We start from the raw sequence: 24,300 nt of genomic DNA, 5'->3' as shown, positions 1-24,300 counted from the left end.
AGATGCGGCCGTCGAATCTCACCAAGATTTCATGTCGGCTTCATTGTTGCGTCATGTTGCGATTGGCAGCCGCACGAGGACGCGGCCGCCCTTGCGGTCCGGCCTGTTTTCCAGCTTCACGTCGCCACCGTGGAGTTCGACGATCGATCGAACGATGGCGAGCCCCAGCCCGGTACCGCCGGTCGCGCGATTGCGCGAGCTCTCGCCCCGCACAAAGGGGGCGAACAGGCTCTCGGCAAGCGCGGAATCGAAGCCGGGGCCCTCGTCGTCGACGCGGATCTCGCCGCAACCGTCCTTGACGTCCCACCAGATCGCCGCGCCGTGTCCATACCGGATTGCGTTCTCGACCAGGTTGCCGAACAGGCGCCGCAGTGCCTGGCTATCACCGACCAGCACCATGCGAGGACCCGTTTCCACCGTCACCGGCTTGCCTGCTGCGGAAAGATCGTCTGCCAAGCTCTCGATCAGGCTGCCAAGATCGAGCCGCACCATCTCGCCATGCGCGCGATCGTCGCGCGTGAATCGCAGCGTAACGGACAGCATCGCCCGCATCTCGCCGATGTCCGCAACGGCGCGCTCCCGGGCGGCCTCGGGTAGCTGCTCGACCCAGAAGGCGAGGCGGGACAGCGGGGTACCGAGATCATGTGCCATCGCCGCCAGCATCACCGTGCGGTTCTCCGCCTGCTGAAGTATGCGTGCCTGCATCGCCTCCATCGCACGGCCCAGTTCGCGAATCTCGCGCGGACCGTCGAGCGGGATCGCCTCCGGCGCGCCGAGCCGGGCGCGTTTTGCCGCCTCCGCCAAGCGGCGGATCGGCCGCGAAATCCGCCGCGCCGCCGCCCAGGCGAGAAGCGACAGGATGATCAGCGTGAGCAGCATCCATTGCAGGATCGCGATTCGCCAGCGGCCCAGTGCCGGCGCGCGGCTGACCGAGGCGACCAGCCAGCCCTTGTCGGTACGGCGGCCGATGGTGAAGCTGCCATGGATGTCCTGGTCGGGATCGATCGTCGGCCATTCATAATAGCCGCGGATACGGTCGGCAGGCACCGGAATGAGGACCGCGATCGCCCGATCGCGTGCCACGGAGGCGCGTTCGTCGCTGCGCCCGAAGCGGTCGCTTCGAGCGAGATAGAGACTGATCGTCTGTCCATGCGCGGTGGGCGGCGCCCGGCCGGTGCGCAGCGCATCCGCCACCCGTGCGATCGGCATCGGCCCGGAACCCGGCGGGGGGCCGTGGAACACCACCGCGAACTGCACCAGCATCACCACCGCCGCCGAGGTGATGGCGAACAGCATCATCGGGACCACGATCGATGCCGGGCGTCCGATCACTTGGTGGCGACCTCGGCGACGAACATATAGCCTTCGTTGCGGATGGTGCGGATCAATTCGTCCGCGTCGGAGCGGGCGAGCTTCTTGCGCAGCCGGCTCATCTGCACATCGATCGCGCGGTCGAAATGCTCGGCATGAGCGCCGCGCGAATAATCGAGCAGCGCGTCGCGCGTCAGCACCCGGCGCGGTCGCTCGACAAGGGCGAGCAGCAGCCGGAACTCGCCGTCCGACAGGTTGATCAACACGCCTTCGGGATCATAGAGCTGCCGCCCGACCGGATCGAGCCGCCAGCCGGCGAAGCGCAGATAGTTGCGCTCGAGCGTCCCGGTCGAGGAGGGGGCTGCGACCGCGCGGCGCAGAACCGAGCGGATGCGCGCCAGCAGTTCGCGGGGGTTGGCGGGCTTGGCGATATAGTCGTCGGCGCCCATTTCCAGCCCGACGATGCGATCGATGTCCTCGCTCAGCACCGAGTGCAGAATCACCGCCGGGCCCGCCTGACGGTCCATCGTGCGCAGGATGGAGAGGCCGTCCTCGCCGGGCATCATCAGGTCGAGCACCACAAGCGCATAGCTGTTGGCGGCGATCGCGGCGCGCATCGTGATCGCGTCTTCGGCGGTGTCGACGACATAGCCGTGCTGCCCCAGGAACGCGGCGGTGAGTTCGCGGATGCCGGGGTCGTCGTCGACGATAAGGAGGCGGGTTTCGAGGTCCAATGCGGGAGCTGTCTGCATCATGAAGTGGGTATTGCGACTCGAATCTATCGACCGGGTTGCAGCGCTGCAATCTGCTGTAATCCGTGTTGTGGCCGAACGCGCGCTCTATTGTGCGGAAGCTGTGCCGCCACGCACGCTTTTGCTTGAAGAATCGAATGGGCGCTGATAGGAGGCCCGTTCGACGCCGCACCTATGGTTTCGGCGGCCCCTTGCTATTGAGTTTTATCGGAGCTGTACGACTTTATGCAAATCATCGTTCGCGACAACAACGTCGACCAGGCGCTGCGGGCGCTCAAGAAGAAGCTGCAGCGTGAAGGCGTCTACCGCGAGATGAAGCTGCGCCGTCACTACGAGAAGCCGAGCGAGAAGCGCGCTCGTGAGCGTGCCGCCGCCGTGCGTCGCGCCCGCAAGCTGGAGCGCAAGCGCATGGAGCGCGACAGCGCCCGTTAAGGCCTGCCCGGCGCGCGTGATACAGCGCGCGCCGTACTTCCTGTTTCCATCATAACAGGGGCGCAAGTCCCTGCCGGAGTCCGATCATGTCGGTTACCGCCGTTCCGCTCCAGCCCGTCAAGGGCAGCTACAAGCTCTGGATCTGGTTGGGGGTGCTGGCAGCGGCCGCCATTGCCTTCGCGCTTGCCTGGGGCGGCACGCGCACGCCGGTCGCGTCCCATCTCGATGCCGATGCGTTCATGGCGTGGCACAAGAACCAGCCGGGTGTGCAGACCACCCCGTCGGGTCTCCAGTATCAGGTGATCGAGGCCGGTAGCGGCGCCAGCCCTGCCGAGCAGGACGGTGTCGTCACCGAGATCCGCGGCGTGCTGCGCAGCGGCAAGGAATTCCAGCCGAAGACGCCGATGCGCTTCCAGATCGGCCAGCCGATGATCCCGGGCTTCACCGAGGGCGTGAAGCTGATGAAGAAGGGCGCCCGCTATCGCTTCTGGCTCCCGCCGAAGCTGGGCTATGGTGCCGAAGGCGGTCAGCAGAACGAGCTGTCCGACCAGGTGCTGATCTTCGATGTCACGATGCAGGAACTGGTGCCAGCCGCGGTCATCCGCCAGATGATGATGCAGCAGCAGCAGGGCGGCATGCCGCAGGGCGCAGGCGAAGCGCCCGCGCAGTAAGCAGCTTCCGATTGCCGCGTATCGAAAAGCCCGCGAGCGACCCTCGCGGGCTTTTTCGTGTGCGCGGTCAGGCGCCGGTGGTGAGGAAGCGGCGTTCGGTGCCGTGGAGGCAGACCGCCGTGAGGCGGCCGGTGGCGCTGGCACCCGTGTCGATTGCGATGCGGTTCGGGTGGATTTCAGGCTCGCCGACCACCGTGTGGCCATGGACGACGAGCACGCCGTGATCGGCGGTGCTGCGCAGGAACGGGGCACGAATCCAGCGCAGGTCCTGCGGGTCTTGCGCGTCCGGCTCGACCCCAGGGCGTATCCCGGCATGGACGAACAGCACGTCGCCGACCCGAAGCGAGTCCGGCAGCGCGCGGAGCAGCGCTGCGTGCTTTTCGGGGATCGCGGCACGCAGCAGCGCGGGCGCAGACGCAGGCTCGGCCAGTAAAGCGATCGGGTCGATACCGTAGCTGACCACGCATTCCTCGCCGCCGAAGTGCAGCCAGCTTTCGAGATCGCGCAGATTTCCGTCGAGCATCGCGACCAGCATCGATTCGTGGTTGCCGCCGAGGATCGTCAGGCTCGGGTCTGCCGCCCGCCGCTCCAGCAGTAGGTCGAGCACGCCGCGCGAATCGGAGCCACGATCGATCAGGTCGCCCAGCAGGATCAGATGCTCGTGGCGGCGGGGATCGGCCGACCGCTCGGCATCGATCCGCGCCAGCAACTGCTCGAGCAGGTCGCGGCGGCCATGGACGTCGCCGATCGCATAGGCGCGCGTTTCCGCCGGCAGTCCATAGGCCGGCGGGTCAGCCCGGCGGAAGATTGCAGTAAGCCTGTTCACCCGGCGAGGCGCAGGTCGGGGCCGATGCTCTTTGGCGCGGGCTGGTCCGGCCAGATGCCGCGCGTGTCATAGACGAGCTTGCCCGCGCGCTCGTCGAGCGGGACCGACTTGAACAGGTCGTGATCGACCAGCACGATGAAGATCGGGCAGCTTTCGATCGCGCTGTCGATGTCGGTCAGCGTCGCGCCCGTGGTGGCGAGGGCGGGGGGCAGCGCCCGGGCATAGGGTTCGACGATGCGGACGCGGGCCCCGTGCCGGTCGGCAATGGCCTGCGCGACCTTGAGTGCCGGGCTCTCCCGGAAATCATCGATGTTCGCCTTGAAGGCGAGGCCAAGGCATGCAATCGGCGCGCCCGGCAACCGCCCGATCAACGCCTCCGCATGTGCGATCGTATACGCGACCTTGCCGTCGTTCACTTCGCGTGCGGTTCGAATCAGCGGGCTCTGCTCGGGGTTGGCGTGCACCAGGAACCAGGGGTCGACCGCGATGCAGTGCCCGCCGACGCCGGGGCCCGGCGAGAGGATGTTGACGCGGGGGTGGCGATTGGCGAGGCGGATCACCTCCCATACGTCCACACCCATGCCCTCGGCCAGCATCGAGAGCTCGTTGGCGAAGGCTATGTTGACGTCGCGGAACGCGTTTTCGGTCAGTTTGGTCATCTCCGCCGCGCGTGCGGTGGTGGTGACGCACGCGCCACGGACGAAGCGGCGGTAGAATTGCAGCGCCTTGCGCGCGCAGCGGGGGGTGATGCCGCCGATCACCCGGTCGTTCTCGATCAGCTCGACCAGGATGCGGCCGGGCAGCACTCGTTCCGGGCAATAGGCGATGGCGATGTCGGCGCTGCCGATGCAATGGCCGGGCACCTTCATGTCGGGGCGCAGCTGCGCCAGCAGCTCGGCGACCTTCTCGGTGGTGCCTATGGGCGAGGTGGATTCGAGGATCACCACGTCGCCGGCCTTGAGCACTGTCGCGATGTTGGTCGCGGCCTGCAGGACATAGCCGATATCGGGCGCATGATTGGCGCCGAACGGGGTGGGGACGGCGATGACGAACACGTCAGAAGGCTCGATCGCGAGTGCGGCCCGCAGGTTGCCGCGCGCGACGACGCCGGAGACGAGCCCGTCGAGGTCGATCTCTTCGATGTGCACGCGGCCCGAATTCACCGTTTCGACCACGCCCGCATCGACATCGATGCCGAGCACCTGAGCGCCGGTCCGGGCGATCACCGCCGCGGTGGGAAGCCCGATATAGCCGAGGCCGAGCACTGCGACCGTCGGCTCACTGGTGACAAGCATCGCAAACTCCGCGCGAAATCAGGAGCCGCCACCATGGCAGAGAGGCGTTAAAATATCGGAAGACGGTTCAGTCGAGGTCGAAACCGTCCCGGATGATCCTGACGATGCGGGCCGCGGCGTGACCGTCGCCGAACGGATTGTGCGCCCGGGCCATCGCTGCATGGGCCTCGCGGTCGTCGAGCAGGCGGCCGACCTCTTCGACGATGCGATCGGCATCGGTGCCGACCAGTCGGGCGGTGCCGGCGGTGACGCCCTCGGGCCGCTCGGTGGTCTCGCGCATCACCAGCACCGGCTTGCCGAGCGCGGGGGCTTCCTCCTGCACACCCCCCGAGTCGCTTAGCACCAGATCGGCCATGCCGAGCGCGCGGATGAAATGCGGGTAATCGAGCGGGTCGATCCGCGCGATGTTGGGCTGATCGCCGAGGGCCGTGTCCATCACCGCGACAACGTTGGGATTGGGATGCACCGGGAACAGGATGGCGACGTCTGGTCGTGCTGCAATGCGGCGAAGCGCGTCGGCGATCGCGGCCATGCCGTCGCCGAAATTCTCGCGCCGATGGGTGGTGACCAGCACGATACGCTTGTCCGCAAAGCGCCCCGCAATCGAGCCGAGCCCGGCCGCCAGCCCCGGCTCGGCCGCGATTCGCGCCTGCGTCGCGAGCAGCGCGTCGATCACGGTGTTGCCGGTGACGTGAATGGTGGCGGCGGACACATTCTCGTCGCGCAGCGCGTTGGCGGCGGTCTCGGTCGGGGCGAAATGCTGGTCGGCGATCGGCGCGACGATCCGGCGGTTCACCTCCTCCGGCCAGGGCTGATAGATGTCGCCCGAACGCAGCCCCGCCTCGACATGGCTTACCGGGATCTTGCGGTAATAGGCGGCCATCGCGCCTACCATCGCGGTAGCCGTGTCGCCCTGCACGATCACTCGGTCGGGGCGCACCGAATCGAGCGCGTCGCCGATTCCGGTGAGCAGCCGCACCGTCAGCGCGTCGAGCGACTGGCCGGGGGTCATCAGGTCGAGATCGATGTCCGGCGTGATCCCGGCGATCGCCAGCACCTGATCGAGCAGGCCGCGATGCTGCGCCGTGACGCAGGTGACGACCTCGAAAGCCGATGACGCCTGCAACGCGCGAATTACCGGAAACAGCTTGATCGCCTCGGGACGTGTGCCGAAGACGACGAACAGCTTTTTGCGAACCTGTGCCATGTCCCTCAACTAGCGTAGATGCCTAACCGAACCATTACGGGTTCCGCGCGTTTGCCACCGGCGCGGGATAAGGTTATGCCGCACTGCACCCAAAATGAACCACGAGGGGGGTTATGACGATCAAGCCGCTGCGTAAGGCCGTGTTCCCGGTTGCGGGTCTCGGTACCCGGTTTCTGCCCGCCACCAAGGCGATGCCGAAGGAGATGCTGCCGGTCGTCGACCGTCCGCTGATCCAATATGCCGTCGACGAGGCGGTGGAAGCGGGCATCGAGCAGATGATCTTCGTTACCGGTCGCGGCAAGTCCGCGCTCGAAGACCATTTCGACATTGCCTATGAGCTGGAAGCGACCATGGCCGCGCGCGGCAAGTCGCTGGAAGTGCTCGACGGCACGCGCCTCAAGCCCGGCAACATCGCCTATGTCCGCCAGCAGGAGCCGATGGGCCTGGGCCATGCGGTATGGTGCGCCCGCGACATCGTCGGCGACGAGCCCTTTGCGGTGCTGCTGCCCGACGACTTCATGTTCGGCCAGCCGGGCTGCCTCAAGCAGATGGTCGACGCCTATAACAAGGTCGGCGGCAATCTGATCTGCGCCGAGGAAGTGCCGGACGATCAGACCCACCGCTACGGCATCATCACCCCGGGCACACAGGAGGGCGCGTTGACCGAGGTGAAGGGCCTGGTGGAGAAGCCGGCGCCGGGTACCGCACCGTCGAACCTGTCGGTGATCGGCCGCTACATCCTGCAGCCCGAAGTGATGCGTATCCTGGAGAACCAGGGCAAGGGCGCGGGCGGCGAAATCCAGCTGACCGACGCGATGCAGAAGATGATCGGCGACCAGGCGTTCCACGGCGTGACCTTCCAGGGCACCCGCTATGACTGCGGCGACAAGGCGGGCTTCATTCAGGCGAACCTGGCAGTGGCGCTGTCGCGTCCGGACCTCGAACCGGCAGTACGTGCCTTCGCGGAGAAGGCGCTGGGCTGAGCCTGTCGGGCGGCGTGTCGGACAGTCTGGCGCGCCGCCTCACGCGCGGGCGATTTTCTCGCCCGATACGCCGGCCTTGCCGCAGGCATTGCGGGTGTCGATCACCAGCTTCGCCGAGGCGACGAGGCTGGCATAGTCGACCGCATCGTGATCCGTGGCGATCAGCACCGCGTCATAGTCGGCGATCGCCGCTTCGTCCCACGCCACCCCGTGCCGATAGTTGAGCGTCGGGTGCTCGCGCGTGCCGTTGATCTGGGCGACGTGCGGGTCGTGGAAGTCGGCGGTCGCGCCGCGGGCCTCGATCAGTTCCATCAGGCGGAGCGACGGGCTCTCGCGGATGTCGTCGACATTCTTCTTGTAGGCCACCCCCAGCACCAGGATGCGTGCCCCGCGCAGGCCGCGACCGAAGCGGGCGTCGAGCGTGTCCGCAAGCACCCGGATGACGTGCTGCGGCATGTCCGCATTGATCTGGCCGGCAAGCTCGATGAAGCGGGTGTGCTGGTTATACTCGCGCGCCTTCCAGGTGAGGTAGAAGGGGTCGATCGGGATGCAGTGGCCGCCCAAGCCTGGGCCGGGATAGAAGGGCATGAAGCCGAACGGCTTGGACTTGGCCGCCTCGATCACTTCCCACACATCGATGTCCATCGCGGTGAAGATCAGCTTAAGCTCGTTGACCAGCGCGATGTTGACCGCGCGGAACACATTCTCGGTGATCTTTACGGCCTCTGCGGTCGCCGCGGAGGAAACCTGGATCGCCTGCGGCACGATGTGGCGGTAGAGCGCCATGGCAAGCCCGGCCGAAGCGGGATCGTCGGCGCCGACCACCTTGGGAATCTTGGTGGTGGAAAAGGTCGGGTTGCCGGGATCCTCGCGCTCGGGCGAATAGGCGAGGAAGAAGTCCTTGCCGGCAGCCATGCCGCCTTCCTCCAGGATCGGCTGCATCACTTCGCGGGTGGTACCGGGATAGGTAGTAGATTCGAGGATCACCAACTGGCCCTTGCGCAGCGTGTGCGCGATCGCCCGCGTGGTATGCTCGACATAGGCGAGATCGGGTTCGAGGTGCCGGGTGAGCGGGGTCGGCACGCAGATCAGCAGCACGTCGACTTCGCCCAGCCGGTCGAGATCAGCCGTGGCGGCAAGGCGCTTGTCGCCGACCAGCGGGGCGATGCGATCACCGGGGATGTGCTTGATGTAGCTCTCGCCCCGGTTGAGCGCGACGACCTTCTCGGGATCGAGGTCGAAGCCGAGAACGGAGCAGCCCGCCTCACCGAACGCCACTGCCAGCGGCAGGCCGACATAGCCCATGCCAATCACGCCGATCGTCGCCGCGCGTGTCTCGATCCGGGTCTGCAGCTTCAATCCGTGCGCCGGCCACTCGAAGGTCATCTTGTCCGCTCCAATCGGGAGCGGCCCTCATGCACCAGCGCCAGTTTCAGCTTTGATAATGCGCGCGATACCAGTGGACGAACGCGGCCACGCCGTCTTCCGGCGTGGTGGCCGGAGCATAGCCGGTGAGGCGGCGGAGCAGGTCGGAGGCCGCCTCTGTCGCTGGGACGTCGCCGGCCTGCATCGGCAGGAAATTCTTGATGGCGGCACGCCCCAGCGCTTTTTCGGCGGCGCCGATATAGTCCATCAGCGGGGTTGGGCGGCCCGCACCGATATTGACGATGCGGAACGGCGCGACGGGCGAGAGGCTGTCGCCTTCCACCGGCGTATCGCCGGGCACGGCATCGATCAGCCGCACGATCGATTCGGCGAGATCGTCGATGAAGGTGAAGTCCCGCACCATCGCGCCATTGTTGTACACGTCGATCGGCTCGCCGGCGAGAATGGCGCGGGTAAACTTGAACAGCGCCATGTCCGGCCGACCCCAGGGGCCGTAGACGGTAAAGAAGCGGAAGAAGGTCATGGGCGTGCGGAACAGGTGGGCGTAGCTGTGGCCCATCAGTTCGGTCGCGCCCTTGGTGGCGGCGTAGAGGCTCATCGGGGTGGCGGTGCGCTGGGTTTCGCCGAACGGCATGTCGGTGTTGGCACCGTAGACCGAACTGGTCGATGCGGCGAGGAAGTGGCGTACCGGATGGTGGCGCGCGAGTTCTAGCAGGTTGAACGTGCCGACGATGTTCGCACCGATATAGCTGGCGGGCTGCTCGATGCTGAAGCGGACGCCGGCCTGGGCTGCGAGGTGGATCACCACGTCGGGCTGGAATTCGGCCCAGGCGGCGGCGAGCGCGGTCTGATCCTCGATCGAAAGGCGCGCCACCCGGAAGCTCGGATGGTTGGACAGCATGTCGTTGCGCGCTTCCTTGAGCGCGACGTCATAGTAATCCGAGAAATTGTCGATGCCGAGCACCGTCGCGCCGGCTTGGAGCAGGCGGCTGGCGGTGTGGAAGCCGATGAACCCTGCCGATCCGGTGACGAGCACGCGCGGCGGCTTGGTGGTCGGTTCGGTCATCATGGCTCCTATACTGCGTGTCGATGCCGCTCCTAGGCCGCTTCTCCTTACCGGAGCGTTCCCGTGCCGCAAGCCGGGCAGCCCGGATCCTTGGGCAGTTGGAGCGTACGGAAGCGCAGGGCCAGCGCGTCGACCAGCAGCAGCTTGCCGGCGGTATCGTCGCCGAACGGCGTGATCGCGCGGATCACCTCCAGCGCGGCGAGGCTGCCGAGGATGCCGGTCAGCGCCCCCAGCACGCCCTGTTCGGAGCAGCTGACGCCCTCGCGCTCGGGATCGTGGCCGACGAAGCAGCGGTAACACGGCTTTTCCGCCTCCCAGCCGCGAAAGGTGCCGAGCTGGCCCTCGAACTCTGCGACGGCGGCGGAGACCAGCGGCACGCGAGCGGCGAGCGCCGCATCCGCAACGGCAAGGCGCGTGGCGAAATTGTCGGTGCCGTCAAGCACGACGTCGTGCCCGGCAATCAGTGCGGGGGCTTCGTCGGCGGAGAGGCGGCGCGCATCGACGCGGACCGCGACATTGGGATTGATCGCGGCGACGCGGGCGGCGGCGGCTTCGGCCTTGCCGGTACCGATATCGGCGGTGCCGAACAGCACCTGCCGCTGGAGATTGGAGCGATCGACTATGTCGTTGTCGACGATGGTCAGCGCACCCACACCCGCAGCGGCGAGATACTGGATCGCCGGCGCGCCGATGCCGCCGGCACCGATCACCAGCACCCGTCCGGCCTTGAGTTTCGCCTGGCCCGCACCGCCCACCTCGCGCAGGATGATGTGCCGGGCGTACCGTTCCAGCTCCTCGTCGGAAAGCATCATTTCGGCCAGGTGAAGGTTACCATCGTGCGGTACCATTGATCGGCGCTGGCCCGGCGCGGCAGCAGGTTGCCGCGCGCCGCCCCCGCGACCATCGCGGCGGCATATTGCTCCACCGTCGGGCACTGGATCGCGCGCGGCACCGTCGTGCGGATATTGTCCTGCGCGTCGACCAGCACGGCGACGTCGACGCTCAGCGTCAGCCCCGGCCCGATGACGACCGGGCATTTGCGCGTCGTCACTTCGCTGGCGACGAAGGCGAGCATGTCCGGCGAAATCTGCGGTTCGGCGCGGTAGGGCAGCGGCGCGAGCGACGGCCAGTCGATTCGCGGGGGCGTCGCCTGCAGCGCGAGCGCGAGGGCAAAACTACCGATCATCGCCCAGTTGAGCCGAAACCGCCGGCCCCGCGCGTGGTTTCGTCGAGGCCCGTCACTTCGTCCAGGTCAGCGCGCTGGACGGGGGCGGGAACCAGCTGGGCGATGCGGTCGCCGCGGGCGATCGCGAAGTCATCGGTGCCAAGATTGGCCAGGATAACCTTGATTTCGCCGCGATAATCGCTGTCGATCGTGCCCGGCGTGTTCAGGCAGGTGATGCCGTGCTTGAGTGCCAGCCCCGAGCGGGGGCGGACCTGCACCTCATAGCCCGCGGGAATCGCCATGGCGAAGCCGGTAGCGACGGCGTGGCGCGCGCCGGGTGCGATCGTCACCGCTTCGGCGGCGACCACGTCCATACCCGCGGCGCCGTCGGTGGCGTAGCGGGGGAGGGGCAGGGTCTCGCCATGGGGCAGGCGCTGGATCGCGATACGGATCGGCGGCAGCAAGGTCAGCCTTTCGTGGGAAGCGTGGTCGCCAGCCGGGTGGTTGCCGCCAGCACTTCGGGATCGTTGAGCAGATCATGTCCCCGTCCGGGGACGATCCGAAGATCGGTAGCGATGCCGCGAAGTGCAAGAGCCTCGGCATAGGCACGCGAGAGCGCCGGGGGCGTGATCTTGTCGTCGAGGCCGACCAGCACTGCGGCGCGCATGCCCGGCATCACGCCGCCCGCGGTCTTGAGCGGGTCGAGGCTGGCGACCGGTGTCGCCCAGGCGGCACCATGGGGTTGCTTCTGCATGCCCTTGCGCCATTCGGGCAGCGCGCAGGGGCAGCCGACCAGCACCATCGCATCGACCAGATCGGGGCGGATTCCCGCAATGTCGGCGGCGATCGCCGCCCCCCCCGAATCGCCGACCAGGATCAGCCGCGCGGCGGCGAAGCGGCGACGCAGAACGCCGAGCGACTCCGCGATCGCGTCGATCCGCTCCTGGGTATAGTCGTCGCCGAAGCCGAGCCCGGCCTGGCCCGGCGAGCGGTTACCGGCGGCATCGCCATAACCCGGCCGCAGCAGCGCGACGGCGGCGCTGTTGGGAATGCTCTGGGTGGCGGCCTCGGCGAAGCGATAATGGTCGCTGCGCGATTCCGGGCCGCCATCGCCGTGGAGGACGACGATCAGCGTGCGGACCGTGTCCGGCGCGGTGGCGCCGAAGTTGCGCGCGTGCAGGTTGAGCGCGGGCTCCACCTTGGCGACGGTGTGCATCCTGGTGGCGACGGGCGCGGTGCAGCCGGCGAGCAGGGTAAGGGGTGCCAGGAGTGAAAGGGCAGCGCGCGTCCTTGATCCTCCCCCGGAGGGGGAGGGGGACCGCCCGAAGGGCGGTGGAGGGGTGTCGCGGTGCGCGCGGAAGGGCAGCGCCCCAAGCGGGGACACCCCTCCGTCAGGCCTGCGGCCTGCCACCTCCCCTTGCAGGGGAGGATTGTGCGCGGTCTCACAGCGCATCGGCGATCCGTTCGGCGAGGCGGCGGGCGACGTCGGTCTTGGACGCGCGCTCCCAGCTTTCGACGCCCTCGGCGGTGACGAGATGGACGGCATTGGCTTCACCCCCCATCACATCGCCCGAAACATCGTTGGCGACAATCCAGTCCGCGTTCTTGCGCGTGCGTTTCGCGACGGCATGTTCGATAACTCGCTCGGTCTCCGCCGCGAAGCCCACCACGAGCTGCGGCCGGCGCGGTCCCTGCGCCAGTCCGGCGAGAATATCAGGATTTTGCGCGAGGTGCAGCAGCGGCGCGGCATCCCCCTTCTTCAGTTTCTGGGACGCCGTCTCGACATGCCAATCGGCCACCGCCGCCACCATCACCGCGGCGTCGGCGGGGAGGGCGGCCTCGACCGCCGCAGCCATCTCGCGCGCAGTCTCCACGTCGATGCGGATGACGCCCGCCGGTGTGGGCAGCGTCACCGGCCCGGCGACCAGCGTGACGCGCGCACCCAGTGCCGCCAGCGCACCGGCGATGGCGAAGCCCTGCTTCCCCGAGGAGCGGTTGGCGATGTAGCGCACCGGATCGATAGGCTCGTGCGTCGGGCCCGCGGTGACGAGGACATGCTTGCCGTCCAGCCGCTGCGCCACCGGCGAGAGCGCCTGCTGGATCGCGGCAAGGATCGCCTCGGGCTCGGGCAGGCGGCCGGGGCCATATTCGCCGCAGGCCATGGGACCCTCGTCCGGTTCCAGCACGGTCACGCCGTCGGCGCGGAGCTGGGCGACGTTGCGGCGGGTGGCGGCGTGGCCCCACATCCGCACGTTCATCGCCGGGGCCGCGAGCACCGGCTTGTCGGTGGCGAGCAGCAGCGTCGTCGCCAGGTCGCTGGCGATACCGCCTGCCATGCGGGCGAGCAGATCGGCGGTGGCGGGCGCGACGACGACCAGATCGGCCTGGCGGCTGAGCTGGATATGGCCCATCTCCGCTTCGTCCTTCAGGTCCCACAGCGTGGTGTAGACCTGGTTCTCGGACAGCGCCGCCAGCGTCATCGGCGTGACGAAATGCTGGCCGCCTTCGGTGAGCACGCAGGTGACGCCGATCCCGGCCTTGCGGCAAAGGCGGACGAGTTCGCACGCTTTGTAGGCGGCGATGCCCCCGCCGACGATGAGCAGGATACGCTTCATGGCGTCACCGTTGTAACCGTGATCCGCCGCCGGTCGAGCGCGCGCCGCCACAGATCCGCGAGCGCATCGGGGACGAACACCAAGCCGACCAGCGCAGCGGGGGCGATCATCAGCGCCCAATAGAAATTGTCGAGCCGCGCGAAGATCGAGATCACCACGCCATAGGCGATCAGCAGCGCGAACATCCGCAAACCCAGCGGCTCGTCCCAGCTCGCCCAGCCGAGCAGCGCCAGCACGATCAGTACCGCGCCGACCACAACCGGCAGGGTCTGGAGCGCCGTGGAGGTGGCCAGCGCGCGGAGGAAGAAGCCTGGCCCGTTGAACGCGGACCAGCCTGGCGAGGTGGCATCGAGCGGCCCGGTCACGCCCGCCACGGCATGCGCATGCAACGCGAGTACCCCGGCGAACAGCAGCAGTGCCGTGCCCCAGCCCAGCGCCTCGCGCCGCCGGCCCTCGCCCCAGGCGAAGACCAGCATGACGATCGCGTACAGGGCTGCCGTCTCGCGGATCAGCATCGCGGCAAGGCCGAGCGCGATCGCTTCCAGCGCGCGGCCGGGGCGGCGCAGCGCCAGCGACAGTGCGACGAGCAGGCCCGCCCAGATTTCATGGAACAGCACCAGCCCCGGCTGGAAAAAGGCCAGCATCGAGACCGCAAGCAGCAGCATCATCACCGCGCGCGGGAACAAGCCGGTAAGCGCGACGCCGACGCGCGACGCCCAGGCGAACGCGGTCAGCGCAGCGAGTGCGAGCAGCAAGGCGATGCTCGCCCATCCGGGGATCAGCGCCTCGAGCGCCGCGAGCGCGGGCAGGCGCATGGTGAAGAAGGGGCGTAGCGGGTAGGCGCCGGCGCGCATCGCATCGCTGGCCGCAACATAATAGGTGTCGCCACCCTTCATCGCGGCGACCACGCGCTCGTACAGCCCGACATCGGTCATCCGATCGGCGGTCGCCTGGGTGGTCTCGCCATCGCCGGTGAGCGACGGCACCGCCAGCGCGGTCAGCGACGCGAGCACCAGCAGCAGCAGCGCAAGCCAGGCCAGCCGCGCGCGGCCCCGGGACAGGGCCGCAAAGCGGCTCGGCTGCAGGGTCCAGAGGCGGCGCGCGCGCCCGGTCATTTCAGCAGCAGCGTTCCGGCCACGCCCGCCAGCGCGGCGACCAGACTCACCAGGGCATAGCGCCAGCCGCCGCCGACGCGCACGACCTGGATCTCGCGCAGGGGCGGCTCGGGCGGCGCACCGCCGGGGGCGGGGAAGCGCAGTTCGATGTTGCGGACCAGCTCCGGCAGGCGGGCGAGGGTGCGCAGATCCTCGATCAGGCGATCGGCGACCTTCGCCTCCGGCCCCAGCTCGGTGCGGATCCATTCGCGCACGAACGGCGCGGAGACTTCCCACAGGTTGATGTCGGGATCGAGCCCGCGCGCGACGCCTTCCACCATCACCATCGTCTTCTGCAGCAGCAGCAGATGCGGCTGCGTCATCATGTCGAAGTCGCGGGTAATCGAGAACAGGCCGTCGAGCATGCCGCCGATCGACATTTCCTTCACCGGCAGCCCGCGCATCGGCTCGCCCACCGCGCGCAGGGCGGTGGCGAACTCGGCGACATTGTGGTGCGCGGGGACATAGCCCGCCTCGAAATGGATTTCGGCGACGCGCTTATAGTCGCCGGTGAGCAGCCCGTAGAGGATCTCGGCGAGCCACACGCGCGCGCGGCGGTCGATCCGGCCCATGATGCCGAAGTCGATCGCGGCGATGCGGCCATCGGGCAGGGCGAACAGATTGCCCTGGTGCATGTCCGCGTGGAAAAAGCCTTCGGCGATCGCCTGGCGCAGGAATGCCTTGATCAGCTTGCCGGCGAGGCCCGGCATGTCGTGCCCGGCGCGGACCAGTGCGTCGCGGTCGCTCAGCTTGATGCCGTCGATCCACTCCAGCGTCAGCACCTTGCCGGTGGTGCGCTGCCAGTCGATCTGGGGAACCATGAAGTCCGGCTCGGCGGTCATGCCCTCGGCAAGCTCGGACGCCGAGGCGGCCTCGCGGCGGAAGTCGAGCTCGCGCGCGGTCCAGCGCTTGAAGCTCTCGATCACCAGGCGCGGGCGCAGGCGGCGTGCCTCGCCGCCATAGGCTTCGAGCTGGGCGGCGGCCCATTCATAGGTGTCGATCGCGCGCGCGAAGTCGCTCTCGATGCCCGGGCGCAGCACCTTCACCGCCACGCGGCGGCCATCGGTGGTCACCGCGCGGTGGACCTGCGCGATCGAGGCTGCGCCGATCGGCGCTTCCTCCACTTCTGCGAACATCGCGGAGAGCGGGCGGCCATAGCTGGTCTCGATCCGCTCGCGGATGATGTTGAAGGGCACGGGGGGCAGCGCGTCCTGCAGGCGCAGCAGGTCGTGCGCGGCGGCCTCGCCCACGAGATCGGGGCGGGTCGCGAGCGTCTGGCCAAGCTTGATCGCGGCGGGCCCGATCGCCTGGAAGGCATCCGCATAGGCGGGGACCTCCGGCACGCGCGCGCCCAGCCGGGCGAGGCGGGCGACGCGGCGTACCGGGCGCGGGGTGTTGGCGTCGCGCTCGATGCCGCGCAGCGCGCCGTGGCGCGCGAGGATGCGGCCCCATTTGAGCAGGCGCCAGAGATGGACGGCGGGGGCGGTCATGCCCAGATCCTCCCCGGGACGGGGAGGGGGACCAAGCCGCATTGCGGCTTGGTGGAGGGGATTATCCACGTGCGAGTCCGGTGGGGCGATCCCCCTCCACCACGCGCTGGCGCGCGCGGTCCCCCTCCCCGTGCCGGGGAGGATCGAACGGGGTCGGCCATCAAATCTTCCAGCCGCTGTGGATCGCGACAAGTCCGCCGAGCAGCGGCTCCACCTTGGTCTGCCGGAAGCCCGCTTCGGCGATCATCCGCTCGAAGCTGGGCATGTCGGGAAAGCGACGGATCGATTCGATCAGGTAGCGATAGCTGTCCTCGTCCTGCGCGAGCAGCTTGCCGAGCTTCGGCACCAACTTGTGCGAATAGGCGTCGTAGATCTCGGCGAAGCCCGGCCACTGGGTGGTCGAGAATTCGAGCACGAAGAAGCGGCCGCCGCGCTTGAGCACGCGGTGCGCCTCGCGGAGCGCCTTGGGGATGTCGGTCACATTGCGGATGCCGAACGCGATCGTATAGGCATCGAAGAAGCGATCGGGGAATTGCAGCGTCTCGGCATTGGCCTCGGTCCACACCAGCCCGTCAATGCCGCGCTGGGCGGCGCGCTCGACGCCGACGGCGAGCATTTCCGGGTTGATGTCGGCGACCGTGATCGCGGCGCCGGTCTCGGCCATGCGGAAGGCGATGTCGCCGGTGCCGCCGGCCATGTCGAGGATGTGCTCGCCCGCGCGCGGCTTCACCCGGCGGACGAAGCGGTCCTTCCACAGCCGGTGCATGCCGCCCGACATGGCGTCGTTCATCAGGTCATAGTTGCGGGCGACATTCGAGAACACCTCGCCGACGCGGCGGGTCTTGTCCTCAGGGGCGACGTCTTCGTAACCGAAGGAGACGGTATCGGGCATGGGGGTGCCTTAGCCGCAGGCGACGGCCAAACCAAGAGGGCTGAGGGGGCATTGTAGATCCTCCCCGGCACGGGGAGATCTTGGGGTGGTGACATTCCGCCTGCCACTTCCTAGCTGTAGCGCCAGATGCCTGAGCTTCCCGAAGTAGAAACCACCGTTCGCGGCCTGGCCCCCGTGCTGGAGGGGCAGCGGATCGAGCGCGTGCTGCTGAACCGTGCGGACCTGCGCCGGCCATTCCCGGTCGATCTCGGCCAGCGGCTGACCGGGGCGACCGTCACCGGCCTCGCCCGCCGGGCGAAATATGGCCTTATATATACCGACCGCGCGGACACGCTGGTGTTCCACCTTGGCATGTCCGGCCGCTGGCGGATCGATCCGGCGGATCTGGGCAAGCACGACCATGTCGTGATCGAGACCGCGCGGCACCGGCTGGCGCTCAACGACCCCCGGCGATTCGGCTCCATGGACCTGGTGCCGACCGCCGAGCTGGAAGCGTGGCCTGCGTTCAAGGCACTGGGGCCGGAGCCGCTGGGGCCGGACTTCACCGCCGCGCACCTCGTGGCAGCCTTCGCGGACCGAATCGCCCCCGTAAAGGCGCTGCTGCTCGATCAGCGAATCGTCGCGGGCCTCGGCAATATCTATGTGTGCGAGGCGCTGTTCCTCGCCGGCATAGCGCCCACCAAGCCGGCGGGGGCGATCGGGCGAGCCAAGCTGGAGAAACTGGTCGAGGCGGTGCCCGAGGTGCTGCAGGCGGCGATTCGTGCCGGCGGCTCCACCTTGCGTGATTATGCCCGACCCGACGGCGAACTCGGCTATTTCGCCAAGGAGTGGCGCGTCTATGGGCGGGAAGGGGAGCCCTGCAGTTGCGGCCGTCTCGTGCAGCGTCGCGTGGATTCGGGGCGCTCCACCTTCCATTGTGCAAAATGCCAGCGCTGAATGGTTGACCCGAATCGCCGTAGCCGGTAAAGGGCCCGTCTTTCCGGCGTGGGCTCGCTTCCGCGCCTCACCCATTTCGAGCAGGAACAAGACCGAATGGCGAATACGCCGCAAGCGAAGAAGCGCATCCGTCGCAACGACCGCCGCGCCGAGATCAACGGTGCACGCGTCGGCCGCATCCGTACCTTCGTCAAGAAGGTCGAAGCTGCGCTGACCGCCGGCGACAAGGCCGCTGCCACCGAAGCGCTCGCCGCTGCGCAGCCGGAAATCGCACGGGGCGTCGCCAAGGGCGTGCTCCACAAGAACACGGCTGCGCGGAAGTTCTCGCGCCTCAACAAGCGTCTTCAGGCGCTCGCCTAACCGTAATTATTCGGTAATGAAAAGCCCTGCCGGACTCCGTCCGGCGGGGTTTTTCGCGTTTGCAGCCCAAGAAAATGGTTAAATTTTGGGCAATCCGAGCGAATCGCGGGAATCCACGAGTCGTGTCGATTCGATCCGTTTAGACTCTCGCTTTACCAAGCTAAGCATCGGGAATAGTTCGATAATTCTTGCGCCCCCACGGTTTTCCTAGGGGTTCGGGCTGTCAACAAAACTATTTCAGAAAGTTTACATGGCAGGCCCTTGCTCGACTCAGTTCGAGCTTCCTACAACAAGCGTCCCGGCCACGCTGCTGGTTGGGGGGACAACGAGTTCATCGCGCGTCTCCGGGGGCATGACCGGCTGCGATGGGCCTCATGATCGACAATGGTTTTTGAACGCGGGAATCGTGATTCCCGCGAAGGAAGGGTGCGTCAAAGTGACTCAGGTTCAACCGCTGGAACGTGAGGAAGGCCGCGACGTCGCCAAGGCTTGGGCGCATGTGCGCACCAACCTGCGCCGTTCGGCCGGCCAGCGGCTGTTCGACCAGTGGCTGAAGCCCGTGGTCCTGATCGAGGGTAGCGATTCGCACGCCGTGCGTCTGGGCCTGCCCTCGCCGTTCCTCACCCAGTGGGTGAAGAATCACTATGGCGAGCGGCTGCTGCTCGAGTTTCGCGCGGTGCTGCCGAACGTGCGCAGCGTCACGCTGGAGACGCTGCAGGACGCCGAGCAGCGCGTGCTCAGCGCCGCGCCGACGCCCGCGCCGCGCAAGGAAACCCTGGTCGAGCCGGCTGAGCGTCCCACCTTCGATGCGCGCTTCACCTTCAATCGATTCGTGGTGAGCACCACCAACCGCGTTGCCTTCAACGCCGCGCGCACCGTCGCGCAGCCGGGCGTGCCGATGTTCAGCCCGCTCTATCTTCATGCGGGCACCGGCCAGGGCAAGACGCACCTGATGCACGCGATCGGCCACGCCTTTCTCGAGGCGAATCCCGGCGCGACCGCGATCTACTCCACCGGCGAGCGCTTCATGTTCGAGTTCGTGCAGGCGCTGCGCAACAAGGACACGCTGGCGTTCAAGACCCGGCTGCGCTCGGTCGATCTGCTGATGATCGACGATCTTCAGTTCATCGGCGGCAAGGACGCGACCCAGGAAGAATTCTTCCACACGGTCAACGAGTTCATGAGCGCCGGCAAGCGACTGGTGATCGCCGCCGACCGCGCGCCCCAGGCGCTGGAAGGCTTCGAGCCGCGCCTGGTCGGCCGTCTCGGCGCCGGGCTGGTGGCGGACATCAAGCCTGCCGAGCTGGACCTTCGCCGCGCGATCGTCGAGCGCAAGCTGAAGGACATGCCGGCGGTCGACATGCCCGCCGAGGTTGCCGACCTGCTTGCCGCACGGATCACCAGCAACGTTCGCGAGCTCGAAGGCGCGCTGAACCGCCTCGTCGCCTATGCCAGCCTGTCGAACGAATCGATCACCATCGACTTCGCGACCAGCGTGCTCGGCGAAGTGCTGCGCACCAGCCAGCGGCGCATCACGATCGACGAGATCCAGCGCGCGGTCTCGACGCATTTCGAAGTAAAGCAGCTCGACCTGATCTCGGCGCGCCGCGCGGTGGCGATCGCCCGCCCGCGCCAGATCGCGATGTATCTCGCCAAGCGGCTGACCACGCGCTCGCTGCCCGAGATCGGCCGCAAGTTCGGCAACCGGGATCACTCGACGGTGATCCATGCGGTCAAGCGAATCGAGGATCTGCGCAGCAAGGACGTCGAGATCGACGGCGCGGTTCGCGCGCTGATGCGCACCCTGGAGGGGTGAGCCCAGTGATTCGCCCCGCTGTGCCCGAAGACGGCGCGGCGATCTGGGCGATCCTGGAGCCGGTGATCCGCGCCGGCGACACCTATGCGCTGGACCGCGACCTGTCGCGCGACAGCGCCCTGGTAACTTGGTTGGGCGCCGATCGCGCGACCTTCGTCGCCGAGGCGGAGGGGCGGGTGCTCGGCACCTATTATCTCCGCGCCAACCAGGCGGGTGGCGGCGCGCATGTCGCGAATTGCGGCTATGCGACCCATCCGGAAGCGCGTGGACGCGGCATCGCCCGCGCGATGGCCGAGCACAGTTTCGGCGAGGCGTGCGCGCGCGGCTTCCGCGCGATGCAGTTCAACTTCGTGGTAAGCACCAACGCAACCGCGGTGCGGCTTTGGCAGGCGCTCGGGTTCGAGACCATCGGTCGCGTGCCCGAGGCGTTCGACCACCCAGCGCACGGGCTGGTGGACGCATTGATTCTCTACCGCAGGCTCTGACGGCGCGGGAGGCACACGCGAACGGGCACGGCGTCGGCCGCCGTGCCCGCAATGCGTTACTTACACTTCACGTTGCCGCGATCGACCTGACGGCCGAGCAGCGCGCCGCCGCCCGCGCCGAGCAGCGTCCCCAGCGTCCCGCCGCCGACCACATTGCCCAGCACACCGCCGGCGACGCCGCCGATCACCAGGCCGGTCGTACCGTCGGAGCGGCGGCAATAGGTCCGCCCGTCGCGACCGCGATAGATCCGGTCGTTCCGGCCGAGGCGGCGCGGGGCCTTGTTGGTCTGGCGATAGGACTGGCCGGGATCCCAGTTGCGGTCATTGTCGTGCCAGCGGTGATCGCGCTGCTGCGCGGCGGTGGCAGGCGCGCTGACCGCGACCATGCCCATGCAGGCGACGGCTGCCATGGTCGATGTGAAAAGCGTCTTCATGCGGTATCTCCTCAAAAATGCTGCGGCATGCGGGTGCGATGCCGGAGGCGTGCCTCAGCGGCGAACCCAGACGGTGCGGCAGTGCCGGACGCGCTTCTGTTACTTGCCATGGCCGCGATGCTCGACCTTGCAGACCCGCTTCTTCACCATGTGCCGCGGCGCGGCGGCGGCCGGGGTGGCGACGATGGCAGCAGCGGCGAGCGCGGCACAGATCGAACCGATTGCCTTGATCTTCATGTCGGACTCCTCACTTGGATAGAGGAGGAAGGAACCCGAGAGCGCCGGTCGGGTTGCCTCGCGCCGCGCACAACATTGTCGCAAATTGTCGCAGCACCGCAGCCGCGGCGGGCCGGCCCCCTGTCCCTTGGTACCGCGCGACCAATGCACATGCGAAGCGTTGTGCCTGCGCTTGGGAGAATGTGCATGGCGACGGATACCGACGAACACTGGATGCGAAAGGCGATCGAGGTCGCGCGGTCGAAGGGCTCCGATCCGTCCAGCTCGCCGCTGGGCTGCGTGATCGTGCTCGACGGCAAGGTGCTCGCCGCCGAGCGCAACCAGACGCACGAACTGCCCGACGCCACCGCGCATGCCGAGATGATGGCGATCCGCCGCGCGTGCGAGAGCACCGGCGGGCTCGAACTGCGCGGGGCGACGCTCTACTCGACGCTGCAGCCCTGCGGGATGTGCACCATGGCGTCGATCTGGTCGAAGGTGGGCCGGGTGGTCTATGGCGCCGGGCGCGACGACGTCCACGCGATGTATTTCGAGGCGAAGCATGTCGATACGCTGAGCTTCATCGGCGATGCCTATCGTGACGACATCGTGATCGAGGGCGGCTGCCTCGCCGCCGAATGCGCGACGCTCTATTATCCCCCGGATGCCGAGCTGCCCGTGGAGGAACAGGCCAATCTCTAAGCGCTAGCGGAGCAGCCCCGCGAGGATGGCGGCGGCGCCCAGCACGGCCGCGGCGCGCGCGAGGCGAACGTCATAGGTCAGGCCCAGTAGAACGAGCGCGGCGCTGAACGGCAGCACGCCGCCCCAGGTCACCAGCGCGAGCGGCCAATCCGATGCGGCGAGGGTGACGGCGAGCGCCGCCAGCAGCAGCGCCCATCCGGTGATGCGCAACCGCGCTGCCGGCACGCGGCGTTCCCATGCCCCCAGCAGCGCAGGCGCGTGGCGGGGCATGGCCGCGGCGAGCGCGAACATGCCGAGCAGCGTTAGGCCCGCGGCGATCATGCAAGCTGCTCGCGGCTGCGGCGGCGCGTGGGCGCTGGCCGGGGGCGCCATTGGCGAAAGCCCAGCCAGCCAAAGGCGAGGGCGGCGGCCAGCAGGGTGAGGCTCACGCTCGCCTGTACGCTGTCCGCAAAGGCACCGCCGGGGAGTGCGGCGGCGGCACAGCCAAGCGCGAGCAGCGTCAGCAGCAACGGCCAGCTCCGCTTCGGTGCGAGCAGGGCGCCGACCGCAAGCGCCGCAGTCGCGCTCCACAGCGCGATCGACACTTCGGCACCAGCGCGATTGGCCAGCCCCAGCGGCAGCAGCCGGTTCGCGAGCAGGAAGGCGACGCAGCCGATGGGTACGCCCGCCAGCACGCCGGCATTCAGCCGCTCGACGATCCGGTTGCCGAGGCTGAGCGGTGCGCGCTCGCGGCGCTTGACCACCCACAGCACCATCCCGCTCGCTACCGCCAGCGTCAGCATCGCCCCGCAGAGGAAATAGAGCCAACGCGTCGCCAGCGGGGCAAAGCGGGCGAGGTGGAGGCCGTACGCCACGCCATAGGTCTGCAGCGCGGGGCGGTTCTCGGTGAAGTCGGCGAGGACCCGGCCGCTGGTGCCGTCGAAGCTCACCGCGCCGGCGGCATAGGCGATCTGGCGGGCGTCGTCGCGGAACATGGTGATCACCGCTGCCGCATCACCGGGATGCGCGATCGTCACGCGGCCCACCGGCTTGCCCAGCCGCCGCTCGGCCTCCGCCAGCATCGGCGCGAGGGGCGCGAGCGGCGCGGGCTTGCCGGCGGCAGGACGGTCGATTTGTCCGGGCTGGAACGCCTGGAACATCGCCGCCGTGTCCTTCCCGTAATTGGCGCTGATCGCCCAGGGCATGTTGAGCGTGGCCAGCGTCACCAGGCCGGTGAAGCTGATCATGAGGTGGAAGGGCAGCGCCAGCACACCGACCGCATTGTGCCCGTCAAGCCAGGAGCGCTGGCCCTTGGCGGGCCGGAAGGTGAAGAAGTCCTTGAAGATCCGCCGATGCGCGACGATGCCGGTGATCAGCCCGAGCAGCAGCACCATCGCCGCGAGCGAGGCAAGCAGCCGGCCCCAGGGGAAGGGCAGCTCGAGCTCGAAATGGAGCCGGTAGAAGAATTCGCCGCCCAGCGTCTCGCGCGGGGCAGGGGCGCCGGAGACCGGATCGAGCGCGCGATAGACGAAGCCGGTGCCCGGATCATAGGTCGCCTCGACCGTGTTCATCCGATCGTTGGCCAGCGTCAGGTACCAGCCGAACGAATTGGGCGCGTTCTTGGCCAGCCAGCCGGTCGCGGCGGTCAGTGCCGTGGCGCGATCGGCGGTGGCGATGGTCTCGGGGCGCATCCAGCGGCCGATCTCGGGCTTGAACACGCTGAGCGTGCCGCCGAGGCACATCACGAACAGCACCCAGCCGAGCAGCAGCCCGGTCCAGCCATGCAGCCACGCCATCGCCTGGCGGGCGCCGTCGCGCACCGCGCTCATGCCGCGGGCATCCCGGCCGCCCAGGCGATCCCTGCCAGCAGCGCGGCTGCAGCGAGAATGCCGCCCAGCGCGCGCAACGGGCCGGGGGCGAGAAAGGCCCAGATCGTTGCCACGGGGGCGACGAGAAAGGCGAGCATCGTCGCCGGCACGATCGCGTCGAGCCGGGGCAGCGGCAGGGTGCGCGCCGCTGCCGCCGCGAAGCAGGCCGCGACCAGATAGGCGCCGAGGCTGCCGGCCACCGCGCGCGTCGCGATGTTCGCCCGGTAGCCCCAGCCGCTGCGGAGATGCGCCCCCATGC

The 24,300-nt window shown here is 68.1% G+C and carries 29 protein-coding genes; 9 read left to right on the top strand and 20 right to left on the bottom strand.

The window, feature by feature from the left end; all coding sequences use genetic code 11:
• Positions 1 to 51: 51 nt before the first annotated feature.
• A complete protein-coding gene (locus RT655_RS05310) occupies positions 52 to 1,299 on the bottom strand; it encodes an ATP-binding protein (protein ID WP_313535357.1) in 1,248 nt (415 codons plus the stop codon).
• A 29-nt stretch (positions 1,300 to 1,328) separates the two neighbouring features.
• On the bottom strand, positions 1,329 to 2,066 hold the full coding sequence (locus RT655_RS05305; RefSeq protein ID WP_313535356.1) for a response regulator transcription factor: 738 nt from the start codon (positions 2,064 to 2,066) through the stop codon (positions 1,329 to 1,331).
• On the opposite strand from RT655_RS05305, the gene RT655_RS05300 reads away from it, so the two are divergent.
• From RT655_RS05300 to RT655_RS05290, 3 genes are all read left to right on the top strand, one after another.
• Complete coding sequence (locus RT655_RS05300; RefSeq protein WP_313535355.1) at positions 2,065 to 2,211, top strand: hypothetical protein; 147 nt, start codon at positions 2,065 to 2,067, stop codon at positions 2,209 to 2,211. The genes RT655_RS05305 and RT655_RS05300 overlap by 2 nt on opposite strands.
• 77 nt (positions 2,212 to 2,288) lie before the next feature.
• Entirely contained in the window at positions 2,289 to 2,495 is a 207-nt protein-coding gene (rpsU, locus tag RT655_RS05295) for a 30S ribosomal protein S21 (protein WP_010545388.1), read from the top strand.
• An 86-nt stretch (positions 2,496 to 2,581) separates the two neighbouring features.
• The gene (locus RT655_RS05290) at positions 2,582 to 3,166 is read left to right on the top strand and encodes an FKBP-type peptidyl-prolyl cis-trans isomerase (protein WP_313535354.1); all 585 of its coding nucleotides are present in this window, start codon (positions 2,582 to 2,584) and stop codon (positions 3,164 to 3,166) included.
• 67 nt (positions 3,167 to 3,233) lie between these two features.
• On the opposite strand, the gene RT655_RS05285 is transcribed toward RT655_RS05290, so the two are convergent.
• The 3 genes from RT655_RS05285 to wecB all read right to left on the bottom strand — a co-directional run bounded on the left by RT655_RS05285 (position 3,234) and on the right by wecB (position 6,494).
• The gene (locus tag RT655_RS05285) at positions 3,234 to 3,992 is read right to left on the bottom strand and encodes a metallophosphoesterase family protein (RefSeq protein ID WP_313535353.1); all 759 of its coding nucleotides are present in this window, start codon (positions 3,990 to 3,992) and stop codon (positions 3,234 to 3,236) included.
• Positions 3,989 to 5,287 (bottom strand): UDP-N-acetyl-D-mannosamine dehydrogenase, encoded by a 1,299-nt coding sequence (wecC, locus tag RT655_RS05280; RefSeq protein WP_313535352.1) that lies wholly within the window; start codon positions 5,285 to 5,287, stop codon positions 3,989 to 3,991. Before wecC ends, RT655_RS05285 begins: the two co-directional genes overlap by 4 nt.
• Positions 5,288 to 5,354: 67 nt before the next feature.
• Positions 5,355 to 6,494: a non-hydrolyzing UDP-N-acetylglucosamine 2-epimerase gene (gene wecB, locus RT655_RS05275; protein WP_313535351.1), complete on the bottom strand. Its 1,140-nt coding sequence runs from the start codon at positions 6,492 to 6,494 to the stop codon at positions 5,355 to 5,357.
• Positions 6,495 to 6,607: 113 nt separating this feature from the next.
• On the opposite strand from wecB, the gene galU reads away from it, so the two are divergent.
• A complete protein-coding gene (galU, locus tag RT655_RS05270; RefSeq protein ID WP_313535350.1) occupies positions 6,608 to 7,477 on the top strand; it encodes a UTP--glucose-1-phosphate uridylyltransferase GalU in 870 nt (289 codons plus the stop codon).
• 39 nt (positions 7,478 to 7,516) lie between these two features.
• Here the strand turns inward: galU and RT655_RS05265 are convergent, their stop codons facing one another.
• The 10 genes from RT655_RS05265 to RT655_RS05220 form a co-directional block, all read right to left on the bottom strand.
• Positions 7,517 to 8,863: a nucleotide sugar dehydrogenase gene (locus tag RT655_RS05265; RefSeq protein ID WP_313535349.1), complete on the bottom strand. Its 1,347-nt coding sequence runs from the start codon at positions 8,861 to 8,863 to the stop codon at positions 7,517 to 7,519.
• Between the two features lie 46 nt (positions 8,864 to 8,909).
• Positions 8,910 to 9,929, bottom strand: a complete 1,020-nt coding sequence (locus tag RT655_RS05260; RefSeq protein ID WP_313535348.1) for an SDR family NAD(P)-dependent oxidoreductase — start codon at positions 9,927 to 9,929, stop codon at positions 8,910 to 8,912.
• A 47-nt stretch (positions 9,930 to 9,976) separates the two neighbouring features.
• Positions 9,977 to 10,741 carry a molybdopterin-synthase adenylyltransferase MoeB gene (locus RT655_RS05255; protein ID WP_313535347.1) on the bottom strand — a complete coding sequence of 255 codons (765 nt, stop codon included), beginning with the start codon at positions 10,739 to 10,741 and terminating at the stop codon, positions 9,977 to 9,979.
• On the bottom strand, positions 10,738 to 11,115 hold the full coding sequence (locus RT655_RS05250; RefSeq protein ID WP_313535346.1) for a hypothetical protein: 378 nt from the start codon (positions 11,113 to 11,115) through the stop codon (positions 10,738 to 10,740). Before RT655_RS05250 ends, RT655_RS05255 begins: the two co-directional genes overlap by 4 nt.
• Positions 11,112 to 11,558, bottom strand: a complete 447-nt coding sequence (gene dut / locus RT655_RS05245) for a dUTP diphosphatase (protein WP_313535344.1) — start codon at positions 11,556 to 11,558, stop codon at positions 11,112 to 11,114. Before dut ends, RT655_RS05250 begins: the two co-directional genes overlap by 4 nt.
• A 2-nt stretch (positions 11,559 to 11,560) precedes the next feature.
• Positions 11,561 to 12,310: a hypothetical protein gene (locus RT655_RS05240; RefSeq protein ID WP_313535343.1), complete on the bottom strand. Its 750-nt coding sequence runs from the start codon at positions 12,308 to 12,310 to the stop codon at positions 11,561 to 11,563.
• A gap of 226 nt (positions 12,311 to 12,536) precedes the next feature.
• Positions 12,537 to 13,709 (bottom strand): bifunctional phosphopantothenoylcysteine decarboxylase/phosphopantothenate--cysteine ligase CoaBC, encoded by a 1,173-nt coding sequence (gene coaBC, locus RT655_RS05235; RefSeq protein WP_313535342.1) that lies wholly within the window; start codon positions 13,707 to 13,709, stop codon positions 12,537 to 12,539.
• Entirely contained in the window at positions 13,706 to 14,824 is a 1,119-nt protein-coding gene (locus RT655_RS05230; protein WP_313535341.1) for a hypothetical protein, read from the bottom strand. The genes coaBC and RT655_RS05230 overlap by 4 nt, the downstream gene beginning before the upstream one ends.
• On the bottom strand, positions 14,821 to 16,353 hold the full coding sequence (gene ubiB / locus RT655_RS05225; RefSeq protein ID WP_313535340.1) for a 2-polyprenylphenol 6-hydroxylase: 1,533 nt from the start codon (positions 16,351 to 16,353) through the stop codon (positions 14,821 to 14,823). Before ubiB ends, RT655_RS05230 begins: the two co-directional genes overlap by 4 nt.
• 160 nt (positions 16,354 to 16,513) lie before the next feature.
• Positions 16,514 to 17,245, bottom strand: a complete 732-nt coding sequence (locus tag RT655_RS05220) for a class I SAM-dependent methyltransferase (protein WP_313535339.1) — start codon at positions 17,243 to 17,245, stop codon at positions 16,514 to 16,516.
• 126 nt (positions 17,246 to 17,371) lie between these two features.
• Between RT655_RS05220 and mutM the strand changes: the two genes are divergently transcribed.
• The 4 genes from mutM to RT655_RS05200 all read left to right on the top strand — a co-directional run bounded on the left by mutM (position 17,372) and on the right by RT655_RS05200 (position 20,842).
• Positions 17,372 to 18,181 (top strand): bifunctional DNA-formamidopyrimidine glycosylase/DNA-(apurinic or apyrimidinic site) lyase, encoded by an 810-nt coding sequence (gene mutM, locus RT655_RS05215; protein WP_313535338.1) that lies wholly within the window; start codon positions 17,372 to 17,374, stop codon positions 18,179 to 18,181.
• Positions 18,182 to 18,277: 96 nt separating this feature from the next.
• A complete protein-coding gene (gene rpsT, locus RT655_RS05210; protein ID WP_010545371.1) occupies positions 18,278 to 18,541 on the top strand; it encodes a 30S ribosomal protein S20 in 264 nt (87 codons plus the stop codon).
• A 436-nt stretch (positions 18,542 to 18,977) separates the two neighbouring features.
• Positions 18,978 to 20,357 (top strand): chromosomal replication initiator protein DnaA, encoded by a 1,380-nt coding sequence (dnaA, locus tag RT655_RS05205; RefSeq protein ID WP_313535337.1) that lies wholly within the window; start codon positions 18,978 to 18,980, stop codon positions 20,355 to 20,357.
• Positions 20,354 to 20,842 (top strand): N-acetyltransferase, encoded by a 489-nt coding sequence (locus tag RT655_RS05200; RefSeq protein WP_313535336.1) that lies wholly within the window; start codon positions 20,354 to 20,356, stop codon positions 20,840 to 20,842. The genes dnaA and RT655_RS05200 overlap by 4 nt, the downstream gene beginning before the upstream one ends.
• A 56-nt stretch (positions 20,843 to 20,898) precedes the next feature.
• Here the strand turns inward: RT655_RS05200 and RT655_RS05195 are convergent, their stop codons facing one another.
• Together RT655_RS05195 and RT655_RS05190 are read right to left on the bottom strand one after the other, a co-directional pair.
• A complete protein-coding gene (locus tag RT655_RS05195) occupies positions 20,899 to 21,276 on the bottom strand; it encodes a glycine zipper 2TM domain-containing protein (protein ID WP_313535335.1) in 378 nt (125 codons plus the stop codon).
• 99 nt (positions 21,277 to 21,375) lie between these two features.
• A complete protein-coding gene (locus RT655_RS05190; protein WP_313535333.1) occupies positions 21,376 to 21,513 on the bottom strand; it encodes a hypothetical protein in 138 nt (45 codons plus the stop codon).
• A 186-nt stretch (positions 21,514 to 21,699) separates the two neighbouring features.
• Between RT655_RS05190 and RT655_RS05185 the strand changes: the two genes are divergently transcribed.
• Positions 21,700 to 22,194 carry a nucleoside deaminase gene (locus tag RT655_RS05185; protein WP_313535331.1) on the top strand — a complete coding sequence of 165 codons (495 nt, stop codon included), beginning with the start codon at positions 21,700 to 21,702 and terminating at the stop codon, positions 22,192 to 22,194.
• A gap of 3 nt (positions 22,195 to 22,197) precedes the next feature.
• On the opposite strand, the gene RT655_RS05180 is transcribed toward RT655_RS05185, so the two are convergent.
• From RT655_RS05180 to RT655_RS05170, 3 genes are read right to left on the bottom strand one after another with little or no spacing between them, the layout of a single operon-like run.
• Positions 22,198 to 22,515, bottom strand: a complete 318-nt coding sequence (locus RT655_RS05180; protein WP_313535330.1) for a DUF3325 family protein — start codon at positions 22,513 to 22,515, stop codon at positions 22,198 to 22,200.
• Positions 22,512 to 24,002, bottom strand: coding sequence for a PepSY-associated TM helix domain-containing protein (locus RT655_RS05175; RefSeq protein WP_313535329.1), 1,491 nt, complete (start codon positions 24,000 to 24,002; stop codon positions 22,512 to 22,514). The genes RT655_RS05180 and RT655_RS05175 overlap by 4 nt, the downstream gene beginning before the upstream one ends.
• Complete coding sequence (locus tag RT655_RS05170) at positions 23,999 to 24,298, bottom strand: ketohydroxyglutarate aldolase (protein WP_313535328.1); 300 nt, start codon at positions 24,296 to 24,298, stop codon at positions 23,999 to 24,001. Before RT655_RS05170 ends, RT655_RS05175 begins: the two co-directional genes overlap by 4 nt.
• Between the last annotated feature and the right edge of the window lie 2 nt (positions 24,299 to 24,300).

It is taken from the genome of Sphingomonas sp. (genome assembly GCF_032114135.1).
In the GTDB taxonomy this organism is placed as follows: Bacteria; Pseudomonadota; Alphaproteobacteria; order Sphingomonadales; family Sphingomonadaceae; genus Sphingomonas.
Note: the sequence above shows the minus strand (reverse complement) of the source record. Positions and strands in the feature narration are given on the sequence as shown.

Coding starts and splice junctions, on each gene's coding strand:
- RT655_RS05310 (WP_313535357.1), bottom strand. CDS start 1,299: ATGATGCTGTTCGCCATCACCTCGGCGGCGGTGGTGATGCTGGTGCAG.
- RT655_RS05300 (WP_313535355.1), top strand. CDS start 2,065: ATGAAGTGGGTATTGCGACTCGAATCTATCGACCGGGTTGCAGCGCTG.
- RT655_RS05305 (WP_313535356.1), bottom strand. CDS start 2,066: ATGATGCAGACAGCTCCCGCATTGGACCTCGAAACCCGCCTCCTTATC.
- rpsU (WP_010545388.1), top strand. CDS start 2,289: ATGCAAATCATCGTTCGCGACAACAACGTCGACCAGGCGCTGCGGGCG.
- RT655_RS05290 (WP_313535354.1), top strand. CDS start 2,582: ATGTCGGTTACCGCCGTTCCGCTCCAGCCCGTCAAGGGCAGCTACAAG.
- wecC (WP_313535352.1), bottom strand. CDS start 5,287: ATGCTTGTCACCAGTGAGCCGACGGTCGCAGTGCTCGGCCTCGGCTAT.
- wecB (WP_313535351.1), bottom strand. CDS start 6,494: ATGGCACAGGTTCGCAAAAAGCTGTTCGTCGTCTTCGGCACACGTCCC.
- galU (WP_313535350.1), top strand. CDS start 6,608: ATGACGATCAAGCCGCTGCGTAAGGCCGTGTTCCCGGTTGCGGGTCTC.
- RT655_RS05265 (WP_313535349.1), bottom strand. CDS start 8,863: ATGACCTTCGAGTGGCCGGCGCACGGATTGAAGCTGCAGACCCGGATC.
- RT655_RS05260 (WP_313535348.1), bottom strand. CDS start 9,929: ATGACCGAACCGACCACCAAGCCGCCGCGCGTGCTCGTCACCGGATCG.
- RT655_RS05255 (WP_313535347.1), bottom strand. CDS start 10,741: ATGATGCTTTCCGACGAGGAGCTGGAACGGTACGCCCGGCACATCATC.
- RT655_RS05250 (WP_313535346.1), bottom strand. CDS start 11,115: ATGATCGGTAGTTTTGCCCTCGCGCTCGCGCTGCAGGCGACGCCCCCG.
- RT655_RS05240 (WP_313535343.1), bottom strand. CDS start 12,310: ATGCACACCGTCGCCAAGGTGGAGCCCGCGCTCAACCTGCACGCGCGC.
- coaBC (WP_313535342.1), bottom strand. CDS start 13,709: ATGAAGCGTATCCTGCTCATCGTCGGCGGGGGCATCGCCGCCTACAAA.
- RT655_RS05230 (WP_313535341.1), bottom strand. CDS start 14,824: ATGACCGGGCGCGCGCGCCGCCTCTGGACCCTGCAGCCGAGCCGCTTT.
- ubiB (WP_313535340.1), bottom strand. CDS start 16,353: ATGACCGCCCCCGCCGTCCATCTCTGGCGCCTGCTCAAATGGGGCCGC.
- RT655_RS05220 (WP_313535339.1), bottom strand. CDS start 17,245: ATGCCCGATACCGTCTCCTTCGGTTACGAAGACGTCGCCCCTGAGGAC.
- mutM (WP_313535338.1), top strand. CDS start 17,372: ATGCCTGAGCTTCCCGAAGTAGAAACCACCGTTCGCGGCCTGGCCCCC.
- rpsT (WP_010545371.1), top strand. CDS start 18,278: ATGGCGAATACGCCGCAAGCGAAGAAGCGCATCCGTCGCAACGACCGC.
- RT655_RS05195 (WP_313535335.1), bottom strand. CDS start 21,276: ATGAAGACGCTTTTCACATCGACCATGGCAGCCGTCGCCTGCATGGGC.
- RT655_RS05190 (WP_313535333.1), bottom strand. CDS start 21,513: ATGAAGATCAAGGCAATCGGTTCGATCTGTGCCGCGCTCGCCGCTGCT.
- RT655_RS05185 (WP_313535331.1), top strand. CDS start 21,700: ATGGCGACGGATACCGACGAACACTGGATGCGAAAGGCGATCGAGGTC.
- RT655_RS05180 (WP_313535330.1), bottom strand. CDS start 22,515: ATGATCGCCGCGGGCCTAACGCTGCTCGGCATGTTCGCGCTCGCCGCG.
- RT655_RS05175 (WP_313535329.1), bottom strand. CDS start 24,002: ATGAGCGCGGTGCGCGACGGCGCCCGCCAGGCGATGGCGTGGCTGCAT.
- RT655_RS05170 (WP_313535328.1), bottom strand. CDS start 24,298: ATGGGGGCGCATCTCCGCAGCGGCTGGGGCTACCGGGCGAACATCGCG.